Raw genomic sequence first — 18432 nt, 5'->3', positions numbered from 1 at the left:
TCCCTCGCCGCAGCGGAGGAGGCGCGGCGCCTCAATGCAGAACGGCCTCCGGAGGGGGGCCGGAGGCCGTCTGGTCGAAGCGGCTTGGGGGGCTGGGAGCCGCTTCGGCGAAGTAACGGGGATCAGCCCCGCAGCTTGCCGGCGATCTGCGCGACGTGCCTGCCCTGGAAGCGGGCTGCGTCGAGCTCGACGGCCGAAGGCTGGCGCGAGCCGTCGCCGCCCGCGATGGTCGAGGCGCCGTAGGGCGAGCCGCCCTTGATCTCCTCGAGGCCCATCTGGCCCGCGAAGGAATAGGGCAGGCCGACCACCACCATGCCGTGGTGCAGCAGGGTCGGGATGAGGCTAAGGATCGTCGACTCCTGGCCGCCGTGCTGGGTGGCGGACGACGTGAAGATCGAGCCCACCTTGCCGATCAGCTTGCCCTGCGCCCACAACCCGCCGGTCTGGTCGAAGAAGGTCCGCATCTGGCCGGCCACGTTGCCGAAGCGCGTGGGCGAGCCGAAGATGATGGCGTCGTACTCGGGGAGTTCCGCGACGGTCGCCTCGGGGGTGTCGTGCTCGGTCTTGAAGCCGAAGCTCTTGGCCACCTCGGTCGGGATCGTCTCGGGGATGCGCTTCAGCGCCACCTCGGCGCCGGCCTCCCGGGCGCCCTCGGCGACCGCCTTGGCCATCGTCTCGATGTGGCCGTAGGACGAGTAATACAGCACCAGGACCTTGGTCATTGGAATCTCCACGCGGGGAATGGTTTGGAATGTCGGGGCCGCGCCGGCCTTCGCCGCCACACTTCGTCCTGCCAGGCCCGATCGGCAAGGCCGAGTCATGCAAGCGTCCGCTTGCAGAACCGACAGTCGTTCAGGGAAAAGTCACCCGGACGTGGTCCTGCCACGATGGCGCGATTCGACGAGGAGCCCCGGAATGGCCGACAAGAAGCCCAACATCCTGCTGATCGTGGCAGACCAGCTGTCCGCGCCCTTCCTGCCGGCCTACGGCCACAAGGTGGTGAAGACGCCGGCTCTCGACCGGCTCGCGGCCGAGGGCGTGGTGTTCGAAAACGCCTACACCAACAGCCCGCTCTGCGCCCCGGCCCGCGCCGCCATGATGTCGGGCCTGCTGCCCTCGCGCACCGGCGCCTTCGACAACGCCGCCGAGTTCCGCTCCTCCATTCCGACCTTCGCGCACTACCTGCGGCTGGAGGGCTACCGAACCTGCCTCTCCGGCAAGATGCATTTCGTCGGTCCCGACCAGCTTCACGGCTTCGAGGAGCGCCTGACCACCGACATCTACCCGGCCGACTTCGGCTGGACGCCGGACTGGACGAAGCCGCAGGAGCGGATCGACTGGTGGTATCACAACATGACCTCGGTGAAGCAGGCCGGGATCGCCGAGATCACCAACCAGCTCGAATATGACGACGAGGTCGCCTTCCTGGCGAAGCGCCGGCTGTTCGACTTCGCCCGCTACCGCGACACCCTGCCCTTCTGCCTGATGGTGTCCTTCACCCACCCGCATGATCCCTACGCGGCGCGGGCGAAATACTGGAACCAGTACCGGGACGCGGACATCGACATGCCCGCCACGCCAACGGTCCCCTACGCGGACATGGATCCGCACAGCCGGCGCCTTCATGACATGTCGGCCATGGACGACTATGACGTGACGGAGGCGGATATCCGCTCCTCCCGCCATGGCTACTACGCCAACATCACCTATGTGGACGACCTGATCGCGGGTCTGATGGACACGCTGCAGACCTGCGGGCTGGCGGAGGACACCGTCACGCTGGTCACCTCGGACCATGGCGATTTCCTGGGCGAGCGCGGGCTCTGGTACAAGATGAGCTACCGCGAGCACTCCGCCCGCGTGCCCCTGATCGTGCACGCGCCGAAGCGCTTCGCGCCCCGCCGGGTGAAGGCGGCGGCGTCGATTACGGATCTCCTCCCGACGCTGGTGGACATCGCCAGGTCGAAAGGCTCGGCGTCGCTGGCCCGGCCGGTCGACGGCGGCAGCCTCGCGCCGCTGATGGAAGGGCGCGATGATCCGGAGCGCATTGTGATTGGCGAATACCTCGCAGAGGGCGTCCACGCGCCCATGTACATGGTCCGCCAGGGCGACTGGAAGCTGGTGGTCTGCGACACCGACCCGGACCAGCTGTTCGACCTCGCGTCCGACCCGCACGAGAACGCGAACCTGGCCGCCGATCCGGCGCAGGCGGCGCGCGTCGACGAGATGAAGCGCGCCCTGTCGGGCTTCGACCGGAACGCCATTCGCGACGAGGTGATCTCGAGCCAGCAGCAGCGCCTTCTGGTGTTCAAGGCCCTCACGAAGGGCCACGTCTTCCCCTGGGACTTCCAGCCCCTGCGCGACGCCTCCGAGCAGTACACCCGCAACCACCGCGACGTGACCGCCACCGACCTTCTCTCCCGATTCCCGCCCGCCCCCGAGGCGGTGAAAAAGCCCGGGCGCTAGGCCCGCGCCCGCTCTCCCCGTCTTTGCGAGGAGCGCAGCGACGAAGCAATCCAGAGCAGGCGCGAGGCGGCCCTGGATCGCTTCGCTTCGCTCGCGATGACGGGCGGAGGTGTCGCCGCCGCGCATCCTCCCCTTGAGGGGGAGGGGCGCCGCGCAGCGGGGTGGGGTGAGGCCGGGCATGGTGCGTCGAATTCAAAGGCGTCGCTCGAACGCGCCCTCGCCGGGCGCGAGGCACCTCACCCCGCCGGCCTGCGGCCGTAGACCCTCCCGTGAAGCTGCGCGCTCTCGACCGCGTTGCTCTAGGTAGCCTGCGCCAGCTCGCCGATGCGCTGGAGGTCGCCCACGAAGGCCTCGTAGGCCCTGTGGCGCTCGTCGTCGTCCTGGAGGCGCAGGAGCCCGGACGGGTGCACGGTGACGAAGCCGTCCCGGTCGCCCGGCCAGCGGATGGGGCCGCGGTTCCGGCCCACCGGCAGCGCCTTGCCGGCGAGCGCCTGAATGGCCGTGGCGCCGAGCGCCACAACGAGGCGTGGTCCGACCAGCTGGATTTCCTTGTCCAGCCACCAGCGCTCTTTCCGGATGTCGCCGGCCGTAGGCTTCCCGTGAATGCGCCGCGTGCCGCGCTGCGTGAAGTGGAAGCGCTTCACCGCGTTGGTGACATAGGCCCGGTCCCGAGGCACGCCGGCGTCGCCCAGCGCCCGGTCGAGGAGCTTGCCGGCCGGTCCCACGAAGGGACGGCCCTGGATGTCCTCCTGGTCGCCCGGCTGCTCGCCCACGAACAGGATCGGCGCTCCGACCGGCCCTTCCCCCGGCACGAAGCGGCCCAGCCCGGGCCGCGGCGGCTCCATCTCGGCCATGCGGGCATAGAGCTCGTCCAGCCTGGCCGGCGCCCTGTCGAGCCCCGGCGGGAGCGCCAGGTCGACCGACACGGCTAGGCGACGCCCGGAGGAGCCTCGGGGACGCCGGCCCAGAGGCTCGGCAACTCACCGGTTTCCCCATGGAGGGGATCGGCCCGCGGCGCCGGGACGGCGGCGATGGCCTTCTTCACCGCCTCGAACTCAGCCGGAACGCCTTTGCGGACGTCCCAGTCCCGGCCGCGGTCATAGGCGCCCACGATCTCGAAATCGTCCGACTGGCCGCGGTTGCAGTGGGCCACTCCGGCCGGGATCGCCACGGCGTCCCCGGCCTGCACGGCGACGACGGGCCCGCCTTCGCCGCCGAACTGGATCTTGGCTTCGCCCCGGGAGACGCCCAGCACCTCGTGGGCGGTGCTGTGGAAGTGGTGGTAGTCATAGACCCCGTTGCGCCAGCTGTTCGTCCAGCCGTTGGCGGCGAAGATGCGCTCGAAGGCCCGGGCCACGTCGCCGCCCGGCGCCACGGCCTCCCGATACACCAGGAGCGGCAGCTTGGAGTTGGGGATGGCCCCGTTCGGCTGGAGGCGATGGGCTTCCGGCGATGCGCTCATGGCGGATCCTCCTGCGACGCCCACCGAAACCCCGGGCTCGCCACGAGGGTTCCTCACCCGGGCAGCCGCACGACGGTCACCGTGCAGGGCGCCTCCGCCACCACCTGGGACGACACGCTGCCGAGATAGCGGCGCAGCGCCGAGCTGCCGCGGGCTCCCAGGACCACGTGGTCGACCTGGTTCTTGCGGACGTAGTCGATCAGCGCCGCCGCGGGGTCGAGCGCCTCGAGCACGTGGAAGCTGATCGTGTCCTGAGGCAGGTTCAGCGCCCGCGCCCAGTCCTTCAACTCGATCAGGCGCTGGAGATAGGCCGTGCGGCCCTGGTCGTCGACGTCCTCCTCCAGCGACAGCAGCGCCGTCTTGATCACCGTGACGCAGGCGAGGCGCGCGCCCGGCTCCGCCTCCACGGCGCGGCCCGCCTGGACCCGCACCCGCTCGGCGAGCTCGTTCACGCCGTTCGCCAGGTCCACGGCGACCATCACGATGGGCGCCGCGTCGAGCTCCGCCGCGATCCGGATCTGGGCCGGGGAGGGGCGGGTGGGCGCCTTGAGGCGCCGCCGCAGCACCGTCCAGAACCCGTCCTGCTTCAGCCGGGTGGCCCGCTCGGTCAGGGTCGCCTGGTCGGGATTCTCCAGCGCGAAGGCGAGCTGCGCCGCGCTGCCGTACCGTCGGGCCGGGTCGACGCACAGGCAGCGCAGGATGGCTTCCTGCAGCCATGGCGGGCAATCCGGGTTGATCGCGCGCGGCGGGACCGGGTCGCGCCAGATTCGCCGCATCATTCCGGATTTCCGCTGCGGGTTGCCGAACGGCCATTTGCCCGTGACGAGCTCGTACAGGATGACGCCGAGAGCGAAATGGTCGCTCTTGGGCTCCCAGCGCACCCCGATGACCTGCTCGGGCGAAATGTACGGCGCGGTCCCCATCGGCACGTCGGACTCCTCGCCGAGGAGGTCCGGCAACTCGTCATGGCGCGAGAGGCCGAAGTCGATGAACACCGCCTCGCCGTTCGGCCGGATGAGGATGTTGGCGGGCTTCAGGTCGAGGTGAATGACGTGCTGCCGGTGAAGATCCTGCAGCGCCCGCGCGACGCTTGCCCCGATGGCGGCGACGCGGTCGGCCGGCAGCGGGCCTTCCTTGGCGATGTCGTGGAGGCTTCGGCCCTCGACAAGCTCCATGACGAGGTGCGGCGTCTGCGCGAAGTCGCCGGCGGCCACGAAGCGGGGCGCATGCGGCCCGGTGAGCCGGGGCAGGATCATCTGCTCCGTCTCGAAGCCCACGATGGCGGACACGTCCTCGCCTTCCGCCAGGGTGGGGATCTTCATGAGCAGCGGTGGGTCGTCGCACTCCCCCTCGGTCCGGCTGACGCGCCAGAGCGCGCTCATGGCGCCGCGGTGGATGCAGGCGTCCAGCCGGAAGCCGTCGATCACGTCGCCTTGTTCGGGGCGGGCGCGGCGCATGGGTCAGCGTCCTGTGAGAAGGCGGCGTCCCAGGCTGTCCGGCAGTCCGGCCGCCGCCACCTTCCGGGCGGCGGCTTCGGCGTCGTAGGGAACCCGCACCATGGTGAGGCAGAGCGGCGAATGCTCCAGCAGCCCGTAGCAGGCCGCCGGATTGCCGTCCCGCGGCTGCCCGACGGAGCCGAGCACCGCGAGCCAGCGCCGCGAGGCCGCCAGCGGCACCGGCTTGTTCGGCGGGGGAGAGAACGCGCCGGGCGGCCGCTGGGGGGACATGTGGTAGAGGGCGGGCACATGGGTATGCCCGCAGAAGGTCCATTGCTGCGGGGCCACCCGCATGCTGCGCTCGGCCTCCACGGCGGAGGTGATGTAGCCCCAGTCGCCGGGCGCCCAGCCATTGGCGTGGACGTAGAGCCGGCCCTCCTCCACGACCTTGAGCGGCAGGTTCTTCAGGAAGGTCTTGTGCACGGTCCCGAGCTGGCGCCGCGTCCAGTCGAGCGCCGCAGTTGCGACGGGGTTCATGGCCGTGTCCGGCGTCCCCACGGCCGCGTCGTGGTTGCCCAGCACGGCGACCGCGCCCTTGGCCACGAGGTCCGCCACGGTCTCGAGCACCCAAACCGGATCGGCCCCGTAGCCGACATAGTCGCCCAGCAGCACGAAGCGCGAGGCGCCGCGGCGCCGCGCGTCCGACAGGCAGGCCTCGAAGGCCTCGCGGTTCGCGTGGATGTCGGAGAAGAGCGCAATCGACACGGGCTGACCCCCGGCGCCTGACGCGCCGTCCTTATGGGAGCCGAATATCCCCGTCCTGCCTAGCCGTCCATCCGGAGGGGCGCCGGAGCCTCACAGCGTGTGGAGCCGCTGCTCCTGCTCCCGCTCGCCATCCGGACGGGCCGCCTGGGCCGACTCGCCGGCGTCGCCGTCCCGCACGTCCGGAGCCGGCGCGAAGCCGAGCTGCAGCAGCTTGGCGCGGACTGCGGTGAGGTCCATGCCGAGCTTCATGCTGATGGCCGAGGCGGGCTCCCGCTGCTCGGCCATCTTCTTCAGGGCCTGCACGGTCTCGAGCGTCCAATCGTCCGGCATGGCGACCTCCTCTCCGTGATGTCCAGGGGCTGAACGTCCGCCCGCAATGCGGCGTTCCTGCGGTCGCGGTCGTCGGCGGGAACCGTAGGCTGGGCTTCGCTGTTCGGCTTGGCGCGGAATTCGTGGCGCGCTTTTCGGAGACATCATGGCGCCTGCCGCTCCCACCCCGCCGGTCATCGACCTGCAGCGCTCGATGTCCCTGATGGTCGCCATCATCGTGGCCGTCGTGGTCACCTGCGCACTGTATTTCGGGCGCGAGATCCTGATCCCGCTGGCGCTCGCCGTGCTGCTCAGCTTCGTGCTGGCTCCGCTCGTGCGTCTTCTCCAGCGCTGGCGCGTCCCCAAGGCCGCCGCCGTCCTGGGCGTCGTCCTGGCGACCTTCCTGATCGCCGGCGGCCTCGGCGCCATCATGGCTGGCCAGGTCACCGGCCTCGCCACCGAGCTGCCCCACTACGAGCGAACCATCCGAGACAAGATCAAGAGCATCCGCGGCATGGCGGCTGGCAACGGGGCGTTGGAGCGCGCCGCCGACGTGCTCCAGGACCTGAGCAAGGAGCTGGAGAAGCCGGAGCAGAACGGCCCGGCCGCGCTCTCCCGCAATCCGACGGAGAACACCGCCCCCATCCCGGTCGAGGTGCGCGCCCCGCAGTCGGGCGCCTTCAAGACGCTGACCGACGTCGTCGGCCCGCTGCTGCATCCGCTGGCCACCACCGGCATCATCGTCATCTTCGTGATCTTCATCCTGATGCGGCGCGAGGACTTGCGAAACCGCCTGATCCGCCTCGCCGGCGCGCAGGACCTCCACCGCACCACGGCCGCCATGGACGACGCCGCCCACCGGCTGAGCCGCTTTTTCCTGGTCCAGCTCGCCCTGAACGCGTCCTTCGGCGTGGTGATCGGGACCGGCCTGTTCCTGATCGGCGTCCCGACTCCGGTGCTCTGGGGCGTGATGGCCGCCGTCCTGCGCTTCATCCCCTATATCGGCTCCGTCATCGCCGCCCTGCTCCCGCTGGTGCTGGCGGCGGCCGTGGACCCGGGCTGGCACATGCTGCTGTGGACCGCGGCCCTGTTCCTGGTGGTGGAGCCCGTCGTGGGGCACATCATCGAGCCGCTCGTCTACGGCCAGAGCACTGGCCTCTCGCCCGTGGCCGTGGTGGCGGCCGCGACATTCTGGACCTGGCTCTGGGGACCGATCGGCCTCGTGCTGGCCACCCCTCTGACGGTCTGCCTCGTGGTCCTGGGCAAGCATGTCGAACAGCTCGCCGTCTTCGACGTCATGTTCGGCGATGAACCCGTCCTGTCCGCCCCCGAAATGTTCTACCAGCGCATGCTGGCGGCCGATCCCACGGAAGCGGTGGACCAGGCCGAGTCCTTCCTCGAGGAGGGCACCATGGCCGGTTACATCGACACCGTCGCGCTGCCTGGCGTCCGCCTCGGCGCGCAGGATGTGATCCGCGGCGCGCTTGAACCCGAGCGGATGGCGGTCGTGCGCGACTCGGTCGCCGAGCTGGTCGAGGACCTCGAGGACCTGGAGGACGTCGAGACCGAAGGGGAAGTCGGGGACAATTGGGCCGCGCCCGAGAACGAGCCGCCCCCGCGGGTGCTGGCGCTCGGAGTTCGCAACGCGCTGGACGAGTCCGGCGCCGCCCTGTTCGGGCTGCTGGCGCGTCGCCGCGGGCTGCCGGCCCGCGCGCTGGGGCCGGAGGCCCTCAGCATCTCCAACCTGTTTCGCCTGGACGTGCGGGGGGTCGAGGTCATCTGCCTGTCGGCTTTCGAAACCGCCACGCCCGTGCACATCCGCTACGCGCTGAGGCGCCTGCGGCGGAAAGCTCCCAAGGCGACCATCGTGGTGGGCTATTGGCTGCAGGACGACGCCGAACTCCTGGAGAGCCTCCGCGAGGTCGTCTCGCCCGCGGCCGTCGTCACCACGGTGGCGGACGCCGTTGCGGTCGCCCAGACGTCCCTGGAGCCAGGGGGCGAGCATTCGGCCACCCCTTCTGCGGCTGTGGGCGCGCTCGCGGAGGCGAGAGGCGCCTAGAGGGCGCGCGACAAGCGAAAGCCCCGGAGCGGGGGCTCCGGGGCTCTGGCGCTTGTGGGCCGTTCAGCGCCAGTGGCGGTGGTGCCGCCACCCGTAGTGGTGCCCGCGATGCCAGCCGTAGTGGTGGCGCCGCCAGCCGTAGTGATGCCCGCGCCAGTGCTGGTGATGGCCCCAGCCATAGTGGTGGCCGCGCCAATGACGCGCTTCCGCGCCGCCGGTCGTCGCCAGGACGGCCAGGAACGCGGCTGCGGCCAGACCAGCGGCCTTCGCGGTGCTCACAAACGATGCTCGCATGAGGTTTCCTCCGGGGGATTGAGCGGTCGTCAACGCGCCCCCGCCCCGAACCGTTGCAGGCGCGCACGCATCGCCTTGGCGGATGCCCGCGCGATGCGTATTGTTGGTTGCAAAATCGTTAAGTCGCGCCGCGCAGGTGGGGTTCGGCATGGTCAGCGCGTTTCGGGTCGCCGCTCTGGCGACCGGCCTCGCCATCGGGTTGGCGACAGCCGGTCCGTCTGTTGGGCGCGATTTCAGGGCGGCCGACAACCAGGTCGAGACCTACCCGACGGTTCAGGCCCTGCGCCAGATGAGCCGCCTCGTGGCCGAGCGCACAGGCGACCGCCACTCGATCCGGGTGTTCGCCGACAGCCAGCTCGGCGAGGAGAAGGACACCATCGTCCAGACGCGCGCGGGCGCCATCGACCTGAACCGGGTCAACGTGGCGCCGCTTGCGAACCTCTCGCCCAAGCTGTCCGTGCTCGTGCTGCCCTTCCTGTTCCGCTCGGGCGATCACCTTCGCAAGGTGCTGGATGGTCCGATCGGGCAGGAATTGCTGGCCTCCCTGGAGCCCATGGGCCTGATTGGCCTGGCCTTCTACGATTCAGGCGCCCGCTCCATCTACAACAGCGTCCGACCGGTCCGCACGGTGGCCGACCTGAAGGGCCTGCGCATCCGGGTGCAGCCGTCGGACCTGGCCATCGCCATGGTCGAGGCGCTCGGGGCGGTGCCTGTGCCGCTGTCCTACGGACAGGTCATGCCGGCCCTCAGCACGCATCTGGTGGACGGGGCGGAGAACAACTGGCCTTCCTACGTGTCCACTAACCATTACACGGCCGCGCCGTACTACACGCTCACCGAGCACACCATGGGCCCGGAAGTCCTGGTCATGTCCAAGCGGGCCTGGGACGTCCTGGGCCCGGAGGATCAGGCCGTGTTCCGGCAGGCGGCCCAGGAATCCAGCCGGTTCATGCGTGATCTCTGGACGGCCTGGGAGGAGCGCGCCCGTCGGCAGGCGCAGGCGGCCGGGAACATGATCATCGAGGACATCGACAGGGCCGGCTTCGAGCAGGCGACCCGCGGGCTGCAGGACAAGTTGCTCGCCGACCCGGAGCTGAAAGACCTGGTCGAGCGCATCCGGCAGGTCCAATGACGGCGCCCGGGCGCGCGGCCGAGCCACACGGCGGCTTGCTGGCGCCCCCCGGTCCGCGGCCGTTCCGGCAGGGTCTCGAGCGCCTCGTCCGCCGCCTCCCCATCCGCTGGCGCATCCTGTCCATCGCCGGCATCAACTCGGCCGTCGTGGTGCTCCTGGCCGTGGTGATCTGGGACGGCGCCAATGTGTTGAACGCCACCTGGGAGCAACTGCTCCAGGTGCGCCAGTCCGACCGGCTGCTGGTCTCGGTGGAAAGCGAAGCCGGCCGGCTCCAGAGCCTGATCCATCGCTATTTCACCCAGCCCAACCCCGACGTGCTGAACGAGATCGAGAGCCGGCGCGCGAAGCTCATGGCCCTTCTGGCGGAGCACGGGTCGAGCGACCCCACCATCGCCCAGCAGGCGAGCGCCCTCAGCCAGATCACCGAGCGTCTCCTGGCCGGGTTCGACGCCCTCCGCGACGTGCGGGTCCAGATCTCGCGCATCTACGAGGAGGACGTTCTCAAGTCCGCCCGTGAGATGTCGGGCCTCTACGCCATCCTGCAGGGCGCCTCCGAAGGGCGGGGCTCCCTCGTGCTGCCGGCGCTCGGTAAGTCGCGCGAGGCGTTCTCGGCCACCCTGGTGGCGGCTAACGCCTATTATTTCTCGCTGTCCTACGACTCCGCCGAGGAGGCCTTCCGCAACATCGCCACCATCGAGAAGACCGTCCCGGTCATGCTGGACCTGGCCGAGACGGAGCTCCAGAAGCAGGCGCTCCGGAAGCTGGGCGAACGCGCCGACACGCTGGCCCAGGGTCTCGACAAGCTGTCGGCCAGCCTCAACCTCCAGGCCCGCCTGTTGCGCGACACGGTGGACCGCAGCGGCGCCGAAATGGCCCAGGCCGCCGAGGCGATCTCGCAGCGGACCTCCGAGCGCGAGATGCAGGTCCAGGGCCGGCTCGACCGGGTTCTGCGCGCCGTCTTCGTCTGGGTGGGCATCCTGACGATGGCTCTGGTCGGCATCGTCGTGGTGCTGGGCGCCGTGATCGCCCGCAGCGTCAGCGGGCCGCTCGAGGGGATAGGCGAGGCCATGCGGGCGATCGTGTCCGGACGGCTCGACCACAAGGCCGAGGGCGCGGATGCGCGCGACGAGATCGGCGACATGGCCCGCGCCGTGGAGGTGTTCCGGGCCAACGCCATCGCCAAGCACCGCGCCGAGGAGGAGCTCCGCGCCTCCAAGGAAAGAGCCGAGCGAGCCCTGGCCGACCTCCGCGCCACGCAGGAGAGCCTGATCGAGGCCGAGAAACTCGCCGCCCTGGGCGGCCTCGTGGCCGGCGTCGCGCACGAGGTCAACAACCCGGTGGGCATCAGCCTCACGGTGGCGTCCGCCCTGGCGGAGCGGTGCGCCGCTTTCCACGACGAGGTCGAGGGGGGACGCCTGCGCAAGTCGCAGCTCGCCTCCTTCGTGGACCTGAACCGGGACGCGGCGCGCCAGCTCGTCGCCAACCTCCAGCGCGCCGGAGATCTGATCCAGTCCTTCAAGCAGGTCGCCGTGGACCGGAGCCACGCCGACCGTCGAACCTTTGATCTGCGGGCCGCCACGGAGGACATCCTGGCGAGCTTGCGCCCGAGCCTGAAGCAGCGCCGCCTCAGCCTGGACGTCGATATCCCGGCGGGAATCGTGATGGATGCGGACGCGGGCGCCTACGGACAGGTGCTCACGAACCTGTTCCTCAACGCCGTCACGCACGCCTTTCCGAACGCATCCGGCGGATCCATCCGCATCGTCGGCCGCCCACAGGGGCGCGAGCACGTCGAGATCCGCTTCTCGGACGACGGCCGCGGGATGCCCAGCGAGGTCCTGCGGCAGGCCTTCGACCCATTTTTCACCACCCGCCGCGGCCAGGGCGGAACCGGGCTTGGACTGCACATCGTGTACAACGTCGTCACCCAGCGGCTCGGCGGCCGCATCGCGCTTGCGTCCGTGGAGGGCGAGGGCACGACCTTCCGCCTTGTGCTGCCGCGCATGGCGCCGGCCGGCGAAGGGCTGTTGGTGGGCGGGGACGACGGTTGCGCTTCGAAGGGGGAACGACATGGCTGAGGCCGACGACCTGCTGACCTTCGCGGAGGAGGCCGAGCCGGCCGCCCCTCGACAGGACGCCAAGAGGTGGAAGGTCGCCGTCATCGACGACGACCTGGCGGTGCACGAGGGCACCCGGTTCGCGCTGGCCGACTACGAACTCGGCGGCATGGGGCTGGAGATCCTTTCCGCCATGTCGGCCGCGGAAGGCCGCGTCCTGCTCCGCCAGCATCCGGACGTCGCGGCCGTGCTGCTGGATGTGGTGATGGAAAGCGAAACGGCCGGGCTCGAGCTGGTCGACTTCATCCGCCGCGACCTCGGCAACGAGATGATCCGCATCATCCTGCGCACGGGCCAGCCTGGCCAGGCGCCGGAAAAGCGCGTGATCCTCGACTACGACATCAATGACTACAAGGCGAAGACCGAGCTGACCTCCGACAAGCTCTTCACCTCGCTGACCGCGGCGCTGCGCAGCTACCAGCAGATCCAGCGCATGGAGGAGACCCGCCGCGGCCTGGAGATCATCGTCGACGCCGCCTCCACCCTGTTCGATTTCAAGTCCATGCAGCGGCTCGCCGAAGGCGTGCTGACCCAGATCGGATCGCTGCTCAACGTGGACTGCGCCGGCATCCTGGTCTTGCGCGACTCGGGCGGCGACGCCGGCGGCGTTTCCGTGCTGGCCGGCTCCGGCGTCTATCAGCGCTATGTCCAGCAGGGTCGCCTCGACGATCTCGACGAGGAGGTGCGCGGCCTCGTGGAACGGGCCTTCACGAGCTGCCGGACGGAATACCTGCCCCGGCATTTCCTGATCTACATCCGCACGGCGAGCGGCCGCGAGGTCGTGGTCCTGCTGGATGCGAACCAGGAGCTTTCCCCCACCAACCGCGCGCTGGTGGAGGTCTTCTGCAGCCGCCTCTCCATCGCCTTCGATAACGTGCTGCTCTACCAGCAGCTGCAGGACGCCAACGCGCGCCTCGACGAGCGCGTCAAGCAGCGCACCCGGGAGCTGACCTTCGCCAACCAGCGGCTGCAGGCGCAATGGGCGCGGCTGCGCCGGGCCAACGCGTTCCAGAACGAATTGCTTGGCACCGTGGCGCACGACCTCAAGAACCCGCTGAGCGTGATCCTGGGGCGCACCGAGATCCTGAACGACCTCATCGGCCGGGAGCCCTTGCAGCGCTCGGGCCTCGAAGCCCAGGTCGAGCACATCCGCAAGTCCGCCCGCTATCTCACCACGCTCGTCGACCGCCTCATCACGGACGCGATGACGGACGCGCTCGACATCAGCATCCGTCGCGAGACGCACGATCTGGCCGAGCTCGTCCGCCGGGTCGCGGAGGCGAACCGGCCCCTGGCGGAGCGAAAGGCCCAGATTATCGAAGTGGACGTTCCTCCGACCCTTCCGGCCCGGTTCGACCCCGACCGGCTCGAGGAGGCCGTCGACAACCTCGTGAGCAACGCCGTGAAATACTCCCCCATCGGCGAGCGGATCCACGTCTCCGCCCAGGCCGAGCAGGACGAGGCCGTGATCCGCGTCCGCGACAACGGCCCGGGCCTCTCCAGCGAGGACGTGGGCCGGCTGTTCGGCCGCTTCCAGCGGCTGTCCGCCAAGCCGACCGCCGGGGAGGGCTCCACCGGGCTGGGACTGTGGATCGCCAAAAAGATCGTCGACCTGCACGAGGGGCGGATCGAGGCCACGAGCGGCGGCCCCGCGACCGGCTCCACCTTCGTGGTGGGCCTGCCGCTTCACGAGGCGCGTCCCGCATGACGCAGGCCCAGCACATCGTCGTGGTGGACGACGAGGCGCCCGCCCGGGAGATGGTGGGCGATTACCTGCGCATGCAGGGCTTCGAGGTGACCCTGTGCGACGGCGGCGCATCCCTGCGCTCGGTCCTGGTGAGCCAGCCGGCCGATCTGGTCGTGCTCGACCTCAACATGCCGACGGAGGACGGGCTGTCGATCCTGCGCTGGGTGAAGCAGAGCTTTCCCACCCCCGTCATCATGCTCACCGCCACGGCCAGCTCGGTGGACCGCGTGATCGGCCTCGAGATGGGCGCCGACGACTACGTCTCCAAGCCTTGCGAGCTGCGCGAACTGCTGGCCCGCATCCGCTCGGTCCTTCGCCGCCAGAAATGGACGCGCAGCGCCCAGACCGGGCGCCGCCTGGCCGCCATCGTGTCGCTCGACTTCGTCGGCTACGGCCGCTTCGTGCACGAGGACGAGCCCGCGACGCTGGCCGCCATCGACCGCATCTTCGGGCAGATCATGACGCCCACCATCGCCCAGCGCCGGGGCACGCTGTTCAAGCTGCTCGGGGACGGCGCGCTGGTGGAGTTCCAGAGCGCCGTGGACGCGGTCGAGTGGTCTGTCGCCTTCCAGGAGACGGTCGCCCGGGATCCCGGCGCCCGGCTGGCCGGAGGCGACATTCGCTTCCGGATCGGCATCGCCGCCGGCGAGGTGGTGTTCAAGCACGCCGACCGCTTCGGCGAGACGGTCACCATCGCCGTCCGCATTCAGGAGATCGCCGAGCCGGGCGCGATCGCGCTCACGGACATCGTGCGCCAGTTCGTGCGAGGGCGCGTGGACGCGCCCCTGCAGGACGCCGGCTCCCGCGTGCTCAAGAACGTTGAGGAGCCCATGCGCGTCTGGCTCTGGAGCCGCCCGGACCGTGCGCCAGTGTGAACCCACTCACACACGCACAGGCCTGTGATCGCGCAGAGGTTGCAGCGCAGCACCAATCGCTGCATAGCTCGGCCTTCTTGGAGATCGTGGGCGATGGGTGCGCCGGACAAAGCGGTCAGCCGACGCTTCGCCATGCGGCTCGTCATGGGGGCCGTCGCGGCTCCCGCGATCCTGCGGGCCTCTGACGCCCTCTCCACCTCGGGCCGGGTTCAGGTCTACGCCTGGCAGGATTTCTTCGACAAGAACACGATCCTGGCGGACTTCGAGGCTGCCACGGGCATCAAGGTCGAGCTGAGCGTCTACGGCTCCAACGAGGAGCTGGAGGCCCGGCTCACGGCCGCCGGTGGGCGGGGCTACGACCTCGTCTTCCCCTCCGTGGACACCGCGCCCAACTATTACCGCCTCAACCTGCTCCAGCCCATCGACGAAGGCCGGTTCAGCGGCGACCGGGTCATTCCGTCCATTTACAGGACTTCGGTCACGCTGGGGGCCGCGCACCGCGGCCGCCGCTACCTGATCCCCTTCGACTGGGGCACCGAGGGCGTCACCTACGACAGCCGCGTCTTCCCGGTGAAGTCGGGCGAGCTGTCCTACGGCATGCTGTGGGACCCCAAGCTCGGCCGCAAGGCGCTGATCCGGCCCAAGTCCGTGCTCACCGGCGTGGCCCTCTACCTGGACGCGGCCGGGCGCGAGCGCTCCAACCGCGGCATGGACATGTACCGCAGCGAAGGCGATTGCCGCCGCGTCATGGAAGCTTCCTTCCGCTTCATGGCCGAGCGCCGCGGCAACATCGGCGCGCAATGGAACGACGCGGCGGAGGCCACGCGCGGGTTCACCCAGGCCGGCTGCGTCATCGGCCAGACCTGGGACACCACGGGCGTGCTGCTCCATCGCGCCGTGGGGGCGCATTGGCGCTACGGAATGCCGCGCGAGGGCGGGCTCGGCTGGACCGACACCCTGGCGATCCCCGCCGGAGCGGCAAACCTGGACCAGGCCTATGCGCTCATCGACCACCTGATGAAGCCCCAGACCGGGGCCCAGTTCTCCGAGTCGACGGGCTACAACAGCTGCGCCTCGGGCGCCGAAATGTTCCTGTCCCCGGCCGCCAAGGCGTCTTTCGAGATGATCTACCCGAACCAAAAGGTCATCGACGACATTTGGTGGTGGCCGATGCAGACGGAGTTCTTCCGAACCCTCCGCGCGGAATACGCGGCCAAGATCGCCGCTCTGTAGCTGTTCGCGTCTCCCGTCGGCCAGGACGGAGAGCGCCCTGGCGGGAAAGCGCATGACCATCGCCCCGGAGGCCCCCGGCAGGGTGGCCCGCACCGTCGACGACCGCCGGCCCGGCCGGGACGACCCCGCCCGGCAGGCGCGGCGCAGCCGCAAGCGCTTCTGGTCGCGCCTCGTCGGGATCGGCGCCGTCCTCCTCTCGGCCTTCCTGATCTGGCGCACGCTGCGGCACTACAGCCTCGATCAGATCGTGGAGTCCGTGCGGGCCGTCCCGCACGCGCGCCTCTGGGCCGCGGCGGCCTTCGCGGCGGCGAGCTACGCCACGCTGACGCTCTTCGACTGGATGGGCCTGCGCTACGTCGGCAAGCCGTTGCCCTACCCGAAGGCCGCGCTCGCGTCCTTCACCAGCCTGGGGCTCGGCCACAGCATCGGCTTCGCCGGCGTGAGCAGCGGGGCCATCCGCTACCGGTTCTATTCGCGGTGGGGGCTGAGCGTCGCCGAAGTCGCCAAGCTGGTTGTCTTTTGCGGCGCGACGGTTGCGCTCGGCTTGGCCGCCCTCGGCGGGATCGCCTTGCTGCTGCGCCCGGATCTCGGCGCGCGCATCACGGGCCTGGATGAGCCGCTGGTGATCGCGCTGGGCGCCGGATGCCTGGCCCTGGCCGCCGGCTACCTTTGGCTGGCCTACCGGGTGCGCAAGCCGTTCCGCATCCGCAGCTGGACCTTCGAGATGCCGGGCCCGAAGCTCGCCCTGGCCCAGATCGTCGTAGGCGCGGTGAACTTCGCTTTCGTGGCCGCCTGCCTTCACCAAGCCCTCGCCTCCCAGGCGGACGTCGGCTACCTGTCGGTCGCGTCCGTCTACGTCATCGCCAACACAGCCACCATGATCACGCACGTTCCGGGCGGTCTCGGCGTCATCGAGAGCGTCGTGTCCATCCTGCTGCCCGGCGCAAGCCTGATCGGAGGCCTCCTGGCGTTCAGGGCCATCTACTTCTTCGTGCCGCTGGCGCTCGCCGGGGCCTCGTTCGGCTTGAGCGAACTGGCGATCCGCAGGCGCAAGCGCCGGCATGGAAAGGACTGAATTTTCCACCGTCCTTGCAAATATCAAGAGATAAGATATCGAATTGCGAAAACGATATACAACGTAAAAGTCTGCAGCTTTAGATTCATAGTCCTGATTTCTGCGTTCCATGAAGGAATAAGGTAACTTCTGAGACATATGTCGAGGAACAACGACCTGCATTGCTACCCCCGAGCTTGCGGTTCATCACGTCGCCCGCTGGGGGTCTCAGACAATGACCGTTCCCTCGCTGCCGGTTCATGCGTCCGCGCCGCTGACGTCCAATGAACCCGAATTTCACGTTTCCGAGCTGTTCTTCTCCCGCACCGACCCGGCCGGCCTCATGCAGTCGGGGAACTCGGTGTTCCAGCGCGTCAGCGAATACGCCTGGGATGAGCTGATCGGGCGGCCTCACAAGCTCGTCCGCCACCCGGGCACGCCCCGCGCCGTCTTCTACATCCTGTGGCAGACCATCAAGGCGGGCCGGCCTGTGGGGGCCTATGTTCGCAACAAGACGCGAAGCGGCGGCTTCTACTGGGTCTTCGCGGTGGTGACGCCCATCCGGAATGGCTACCTCTCGGTCCGGCTGAAGCCGAGCAGCGCCCTCTCGCCGGAGGTGGAGGCCATCTACGAGGCCCATGCCGCCATGGAGCAGTCTACCCGCTGCGCGCCGTCCGAAAGCGCGGCCAAGCTGCTGGAAGCCGTGAGATCCCTGGGTTTCGAGGACTATGGCGCATTTTCCGCAGCGGCTCTCGCCCGTGAGCTCAAGGCCAGGGCGGACGCCATGGACCGCCCCATGGACATGCTGACCGAGACCCTCCAGTCGGTCGCCGAGCTCACCGCGCAGGTCTTGCGCCGAGCCGACGAGGTCCACACGTCGTCGGTGGATTTGAAGCACGCGCCCATGAATTTCAGCCTGGAGGCCGCGAGAGCGGGGTCCGCAGGCGCCGCGACGGAAGTCGTGGCCAGCAACTACCACATGCTCGCCAAGGAGCTGAACGAGATCCTCACGGGATTCGTGGTCGCCGCCAACGCCCTGAGCGAGAGCGTGAACAACAGCCTGTTTCTGGCGGGAACGGCCGCCCTGCAACGCGAGATGAACGCGGTGTTCGAGCAGGAGGAGGAAGTCGGGGGCGCCGGCTCGCGCGCCGAGGACATGCGCGTTCTCGAAGACCAGCAACGTTCATACTCGGAACTTGCGCAGGCCAGCCTGCCCCAGGTGATCAGGGCCAAGTCGGCCTTCGCCCGCTCATGCCTGGCCATGGGCCGATTGGTCTCGGCCCTCGAGGTCACGCGCGTGATGGGCAAGGTCGAGTGGGCGAAGGTGGGCGTCGCTTCCCTCCACATGAATTCGCTTCTCGACCAGTTCGCCGAGTTTCAGAGCGGCGTGCGCGTCGGCTTGAGGGAGCTTGAAGGCCTGAACCGCCGCATTGGCGAGTACGCGGACGCGGCTGTCCGTTCCGTCATCAAGAACGCCGCCTGA

16 protein-coding genes are annotated in these 18432 nt (G+C 69.4%); 9 read left to right on the top strand and 7 right to left on the bottom strand.

Features of this window, described 5'->3' with window-relative positions:
* Positions 1-122: 122 nt before the first annotated feature.
* Positions 123-722 (bottom strand): NAD(P)H:quinone oxidoreductase, encoded by a 600-nt coding sequence (wrbA, locus tag SLNSH_RS10970; RefSeq protein WP_106336973.1) that lies wholly within the window; start codon positions 720-722, stop codon positions 123-125.
* 193 nt (positions 723-915) lie between these two features.
* Here wrbA and betC point away from each other — a divergent pair, with 193 nt between their 5' ends.
* Positions 916-2466 carry a choline-sulfatase gene (gene betC / locus SLNSH_RS10965; protein WP_106336972.1) on the top strand — a complete coding sequence of 517 codons (1551 nt, stop codon included), beginning with the start codon at positions 916-918 and terminating at the stop codon, positions 2464-2466.
* A gap of 299 nt (positions 2467-2765) precedes the next feature.
* Here betC and SLNSH_RS10960 read toward each other — a convergent pair whose 3' ends face one another.
* The 5 genes from SLNSH_RS10960 to SLNSH_RS10940 form a co-directional block, all read right to left on the bottom strand.
* Positions 2766-3392 carry a UdgX family uracil-DNA binding protein gene (locus SLNSH_RS10960; protein WP_425352991.1) on the bottom strand — a complete coding sequence of 209 codons (627 nt, stop codon included), beginning with the start codon at positions 3390-3392 and terminating at the stop codon, positions 2766-2768.
* 2 nt (positions 3393-3394) lie between these two features.
* Positions 3395-3928, bottom strand: a complete 534-nt coding sequence (locus SLNSH_RS10955) for a cupin domain-containing protein (RefSeq protein WP_106336970.1) — start codon at positions 3926-3928, stop codon at positions 3395-3397.
* A gap of 53 nt (positions 3929-3981) precedes the next feature.
* A complete protein-coding gene (locus SLNSH_RS10950) occupies positions 3982-5385 on the bottom strand; it encodes a bifunctional serine/threonine-protein kinase/universal stress protein (RefSeq protein ID WP_106336969.1) in 1404 nt (467 codons plus the stop codon).
* Between the two features lie 3 nt (positions 5386-5388).
* Positions 5389-6129, bottom strand: coding sequence for a metallophosphoesterase family protein (locus tag SLNSH_RS10945; RefSeq protein WP_106336967.1), 741 nt, complete (start codon positions 6127-6129; stop codon positions 5389-5391).
* 90 nt (positions 6130-6219) lie between these two features.
* On the bottom strand, positions 6220-6459 hold the full coding sequence (locus tag SLNSH_RS10940; protein WP_106336966.1) for a hypothetical protein: 240 nt from the start codon (positions 6457-6459) through the stop codon (positions 6220-6222).
* 145 nt (positions 6460-6604) lie between these two features.
* Here SLNSH_RS10940 and SLNSH_RS10935 point away from each other — a divergent pair, with 145 nt between their 5' ends.
* Complete coding sequence (locus SLNSH_RS10935) at positions 6605-8497, top strand: AI-2E family transporter (protein WP_106336964.1); 1893 nt, start codon at positions 6605-6607, stop codon at positions 8495-8497.
* A 63-nt stretch (positions 8498-8560) separates the two neighbouring features.
* On the opposite strand, the gene SLNSH_RS10930 is transcribed toward SLNSH_RS10935, so the two are convergent.
* Positions 8561-8791, bottom strand: a complete 231-nt coding sequence (locus tag SLNSH_RS10930) for a hypothetical protein (RefSeq protein WP_106336962.1) — start codon at positions 8789-8791, stop codon at positions 8561-8563.
* 148 nt (positions 8792-8939) lie between these two features.
* Here SLNSH_RS10930 and SLNSH_RS10925 point away from each other — a divergent pair, with 148 nt between their 5' ends.
* From SLNSH_RS10925 to SLNSH_RS10895, 7 genes are all read left to right on the top strand, one after another.
* Positions 8940-9923, top strand: coding sequence for a TRAP transporter substrate-binding protein (locus SLNSH_RS10925; protein WP_106336960.1), 984 nt, complete (start codon positions 8940-8942; stop codon positions 9921-9923).
* A complete protein-coding gene (locus SLNSH_RS10920; RefSeq protein WP_106336958.1) occupies positions 9920-12001 on the top strand; it encodes a sensor histidine kinase in 2082 nt (693 codons plus the stop codon). Before SLNSH_RS10925 ends, SLNSH_RS10920 begins: the two co-directional genes overlap by 4 nt.
* Positions 11994-13748, top strand: coding sequence for an ATP-binding response regulator (locus tag SLNSH_RS10915; protein WP_106336956.1), 1755 nt, complete (start codon positions 11994-11996; stop codon positions 13746-13748). Before SLNSH_RS10920 ends, SLNSH_RS10915 begins: the two co-directional genes overlap by 8 nt.
* On the top strand, positions 13745-14662 hold the full coding sequence (locus SLNSH_RS10910; RefSeq protein WP_106336954.1) for a response regulator: 918 nt from the start codon (positions 13745-13747) through the stop codon (positions 14660-14662). Before SLNSH_RS10915 ends, SLNSH_RS10910 begins: the two co-directional genes overlap by 4 nt.
* Positions 14663-14755: 93 nt before the next feature.
* Complete coding sequence (locus tag SLNSH_RS10905; protein WP_106336952.1) at positions 14756-15895, top strand: extracellular solute-binding protein; 1140 nt, start codon at positions 14756-14758, stop codon at positions 15893-15895.
* 52 nt (positions 15896-15947) lie between these two features.
* On the top strand, positions 15948-16970 hold the full coding sequence (locus SLNSH_RS10900; protein WP_106336950.1) for a lysylphosphatidylglycerol synthase domain-containing protein: 1023 nt from the start codon (positions 15948-15950) through the stop codon (positions 16968-16970).
* A gap of 214 nt (positions 16971-17184) precedes the next feature.
* Complete coding sequence (locus SLNSH_RS10895) at positions 17185-18432, top strand: PAS domain-containing protein (RefSeq protein WP_106336948.1); 1248 nt, start codon at positions 17185-17187, stop codon at positions 18430-18432.

Origin of the sequence: Alsobacter soli (genome assembly GCF_003004785.1) — a bacterium.
Lineage (GTDB): Bacteria > Pseudomonadota > Alphaproteobacteria > Rhizobiales > Beijerinckiaceae > Alsobacter > Alsobacter soli.
This window is presented reverse-complemented; position numbering and strand designations above follow the sequence as displayed.

What these genes read in the sequence shown, in the direction of transcription:
- wrbA (WP_106336973.1), bottom strand. Translation starts at nt 722, where the DNA reads ATGACCAAGGTCCTGGTGCTGTATTACTCGTCCTACGGCCACATCGAG.
- betC (WP_106336972.1), top strand. Translation starts at nt 916, where the DNA reads ATGGCCGACAAGAAGCCCAACATCCTGCTGATCGTGGCAGACCAGCTG.
- SLNSH_RS10955 (WP_106336970.1), bottom strand. Translation starts at nt 3,928, where the DNA reads ATGAGCGCATCGCCGGAAGCCCATCGCCTCCAGCCGAACGGGGCCATC.
- SLNSH_RS10950 (WP_106336969.1), bottom strand. Translation starts at nt 5,385, where the DNA reads ATGCGCCGCGCCCGCCCCGAACAAGGCGACGTGATCGACGGCTTCCGG.
- SLNSH_RS10940 (WP_106336966.1), bottom strand. Translation starts at nt 6,459, where the DNA reads ATGCCGGACGATTGGACGCTCGAGACCGTGCAGGCCCTGAAGAAGATG.
- SLNSH_RS10935 (WP_106336964.1), top strand. Translation starts at nt 6,605, where the DNA reads ATGGCGCCTGCCGCTCCCACCCCGCCGGTCATCGACCTGCAGCGCTCG.
- SLNSH_RS10930 (WP_106336962.1), bottom strand. Translation starts at nt 8,791, where the DNA reads ATGCGAGCATCGTTTGTGAGCACCGCGAAGGCCGCTGGTCTGGCCGCA.
- SLNSH_RS10925 (WP_106336960.1), top strand. Translation starts at nt 8,940, where the DNA reads ATGGTCAGCGCGTTTCGGGTCGCCGCTCTGGCGACCGGCCTCGCCATC.
- SLNSH_RS10920 (WP_106336958.1), top strand. Translation starts at nt 9,920, where the DNA reads ATGACGGCGCCCGGGCGCGCGGCCGAGCCACACGGCGGCTTGCTGGCG.
- SLNSH_RS10915 (WP_106336956.1), top strand. Translation starts at nt 11,994, where the DNA reads ATGGCTGAGGCCGACGACCTGCTGACCTTCGCGGAGGAGGCCGAGCCG.
- SLNSH_RS10910 (WP_106336954.1), top strand. Translation starts at nt 13,745, where the DNA reads ATGACGCAGGCCCAGCACATCGTCGTGGTGGACGACGAGGCGCCCGCC.
- SLNSH_RS10905 (WP_106336952.1), top strand. Translation starts at nt 14,756, where the DNA reads ATGGGTGCGCCGGACAAAGCGGTCAGCCGACGCTTCGCCATGCGGCTC.
- SLNSH_RS10900 (WP_106336950.1), top strand. Translation starts at nt 15,948, where the DNA reads ATGACCATCGCCCCGGAGGCCCCCGGCAGGGTGGCCCGCACCGTCGAC.
- SLNSH_RS10895 (WP_106336948.1), top strand. Translation starts at nt 17,185, where the DNA reads ATGACCGTTCCCTCGCTGCCGGTTCATGCGTCCGCGCCGCTGACGTCC.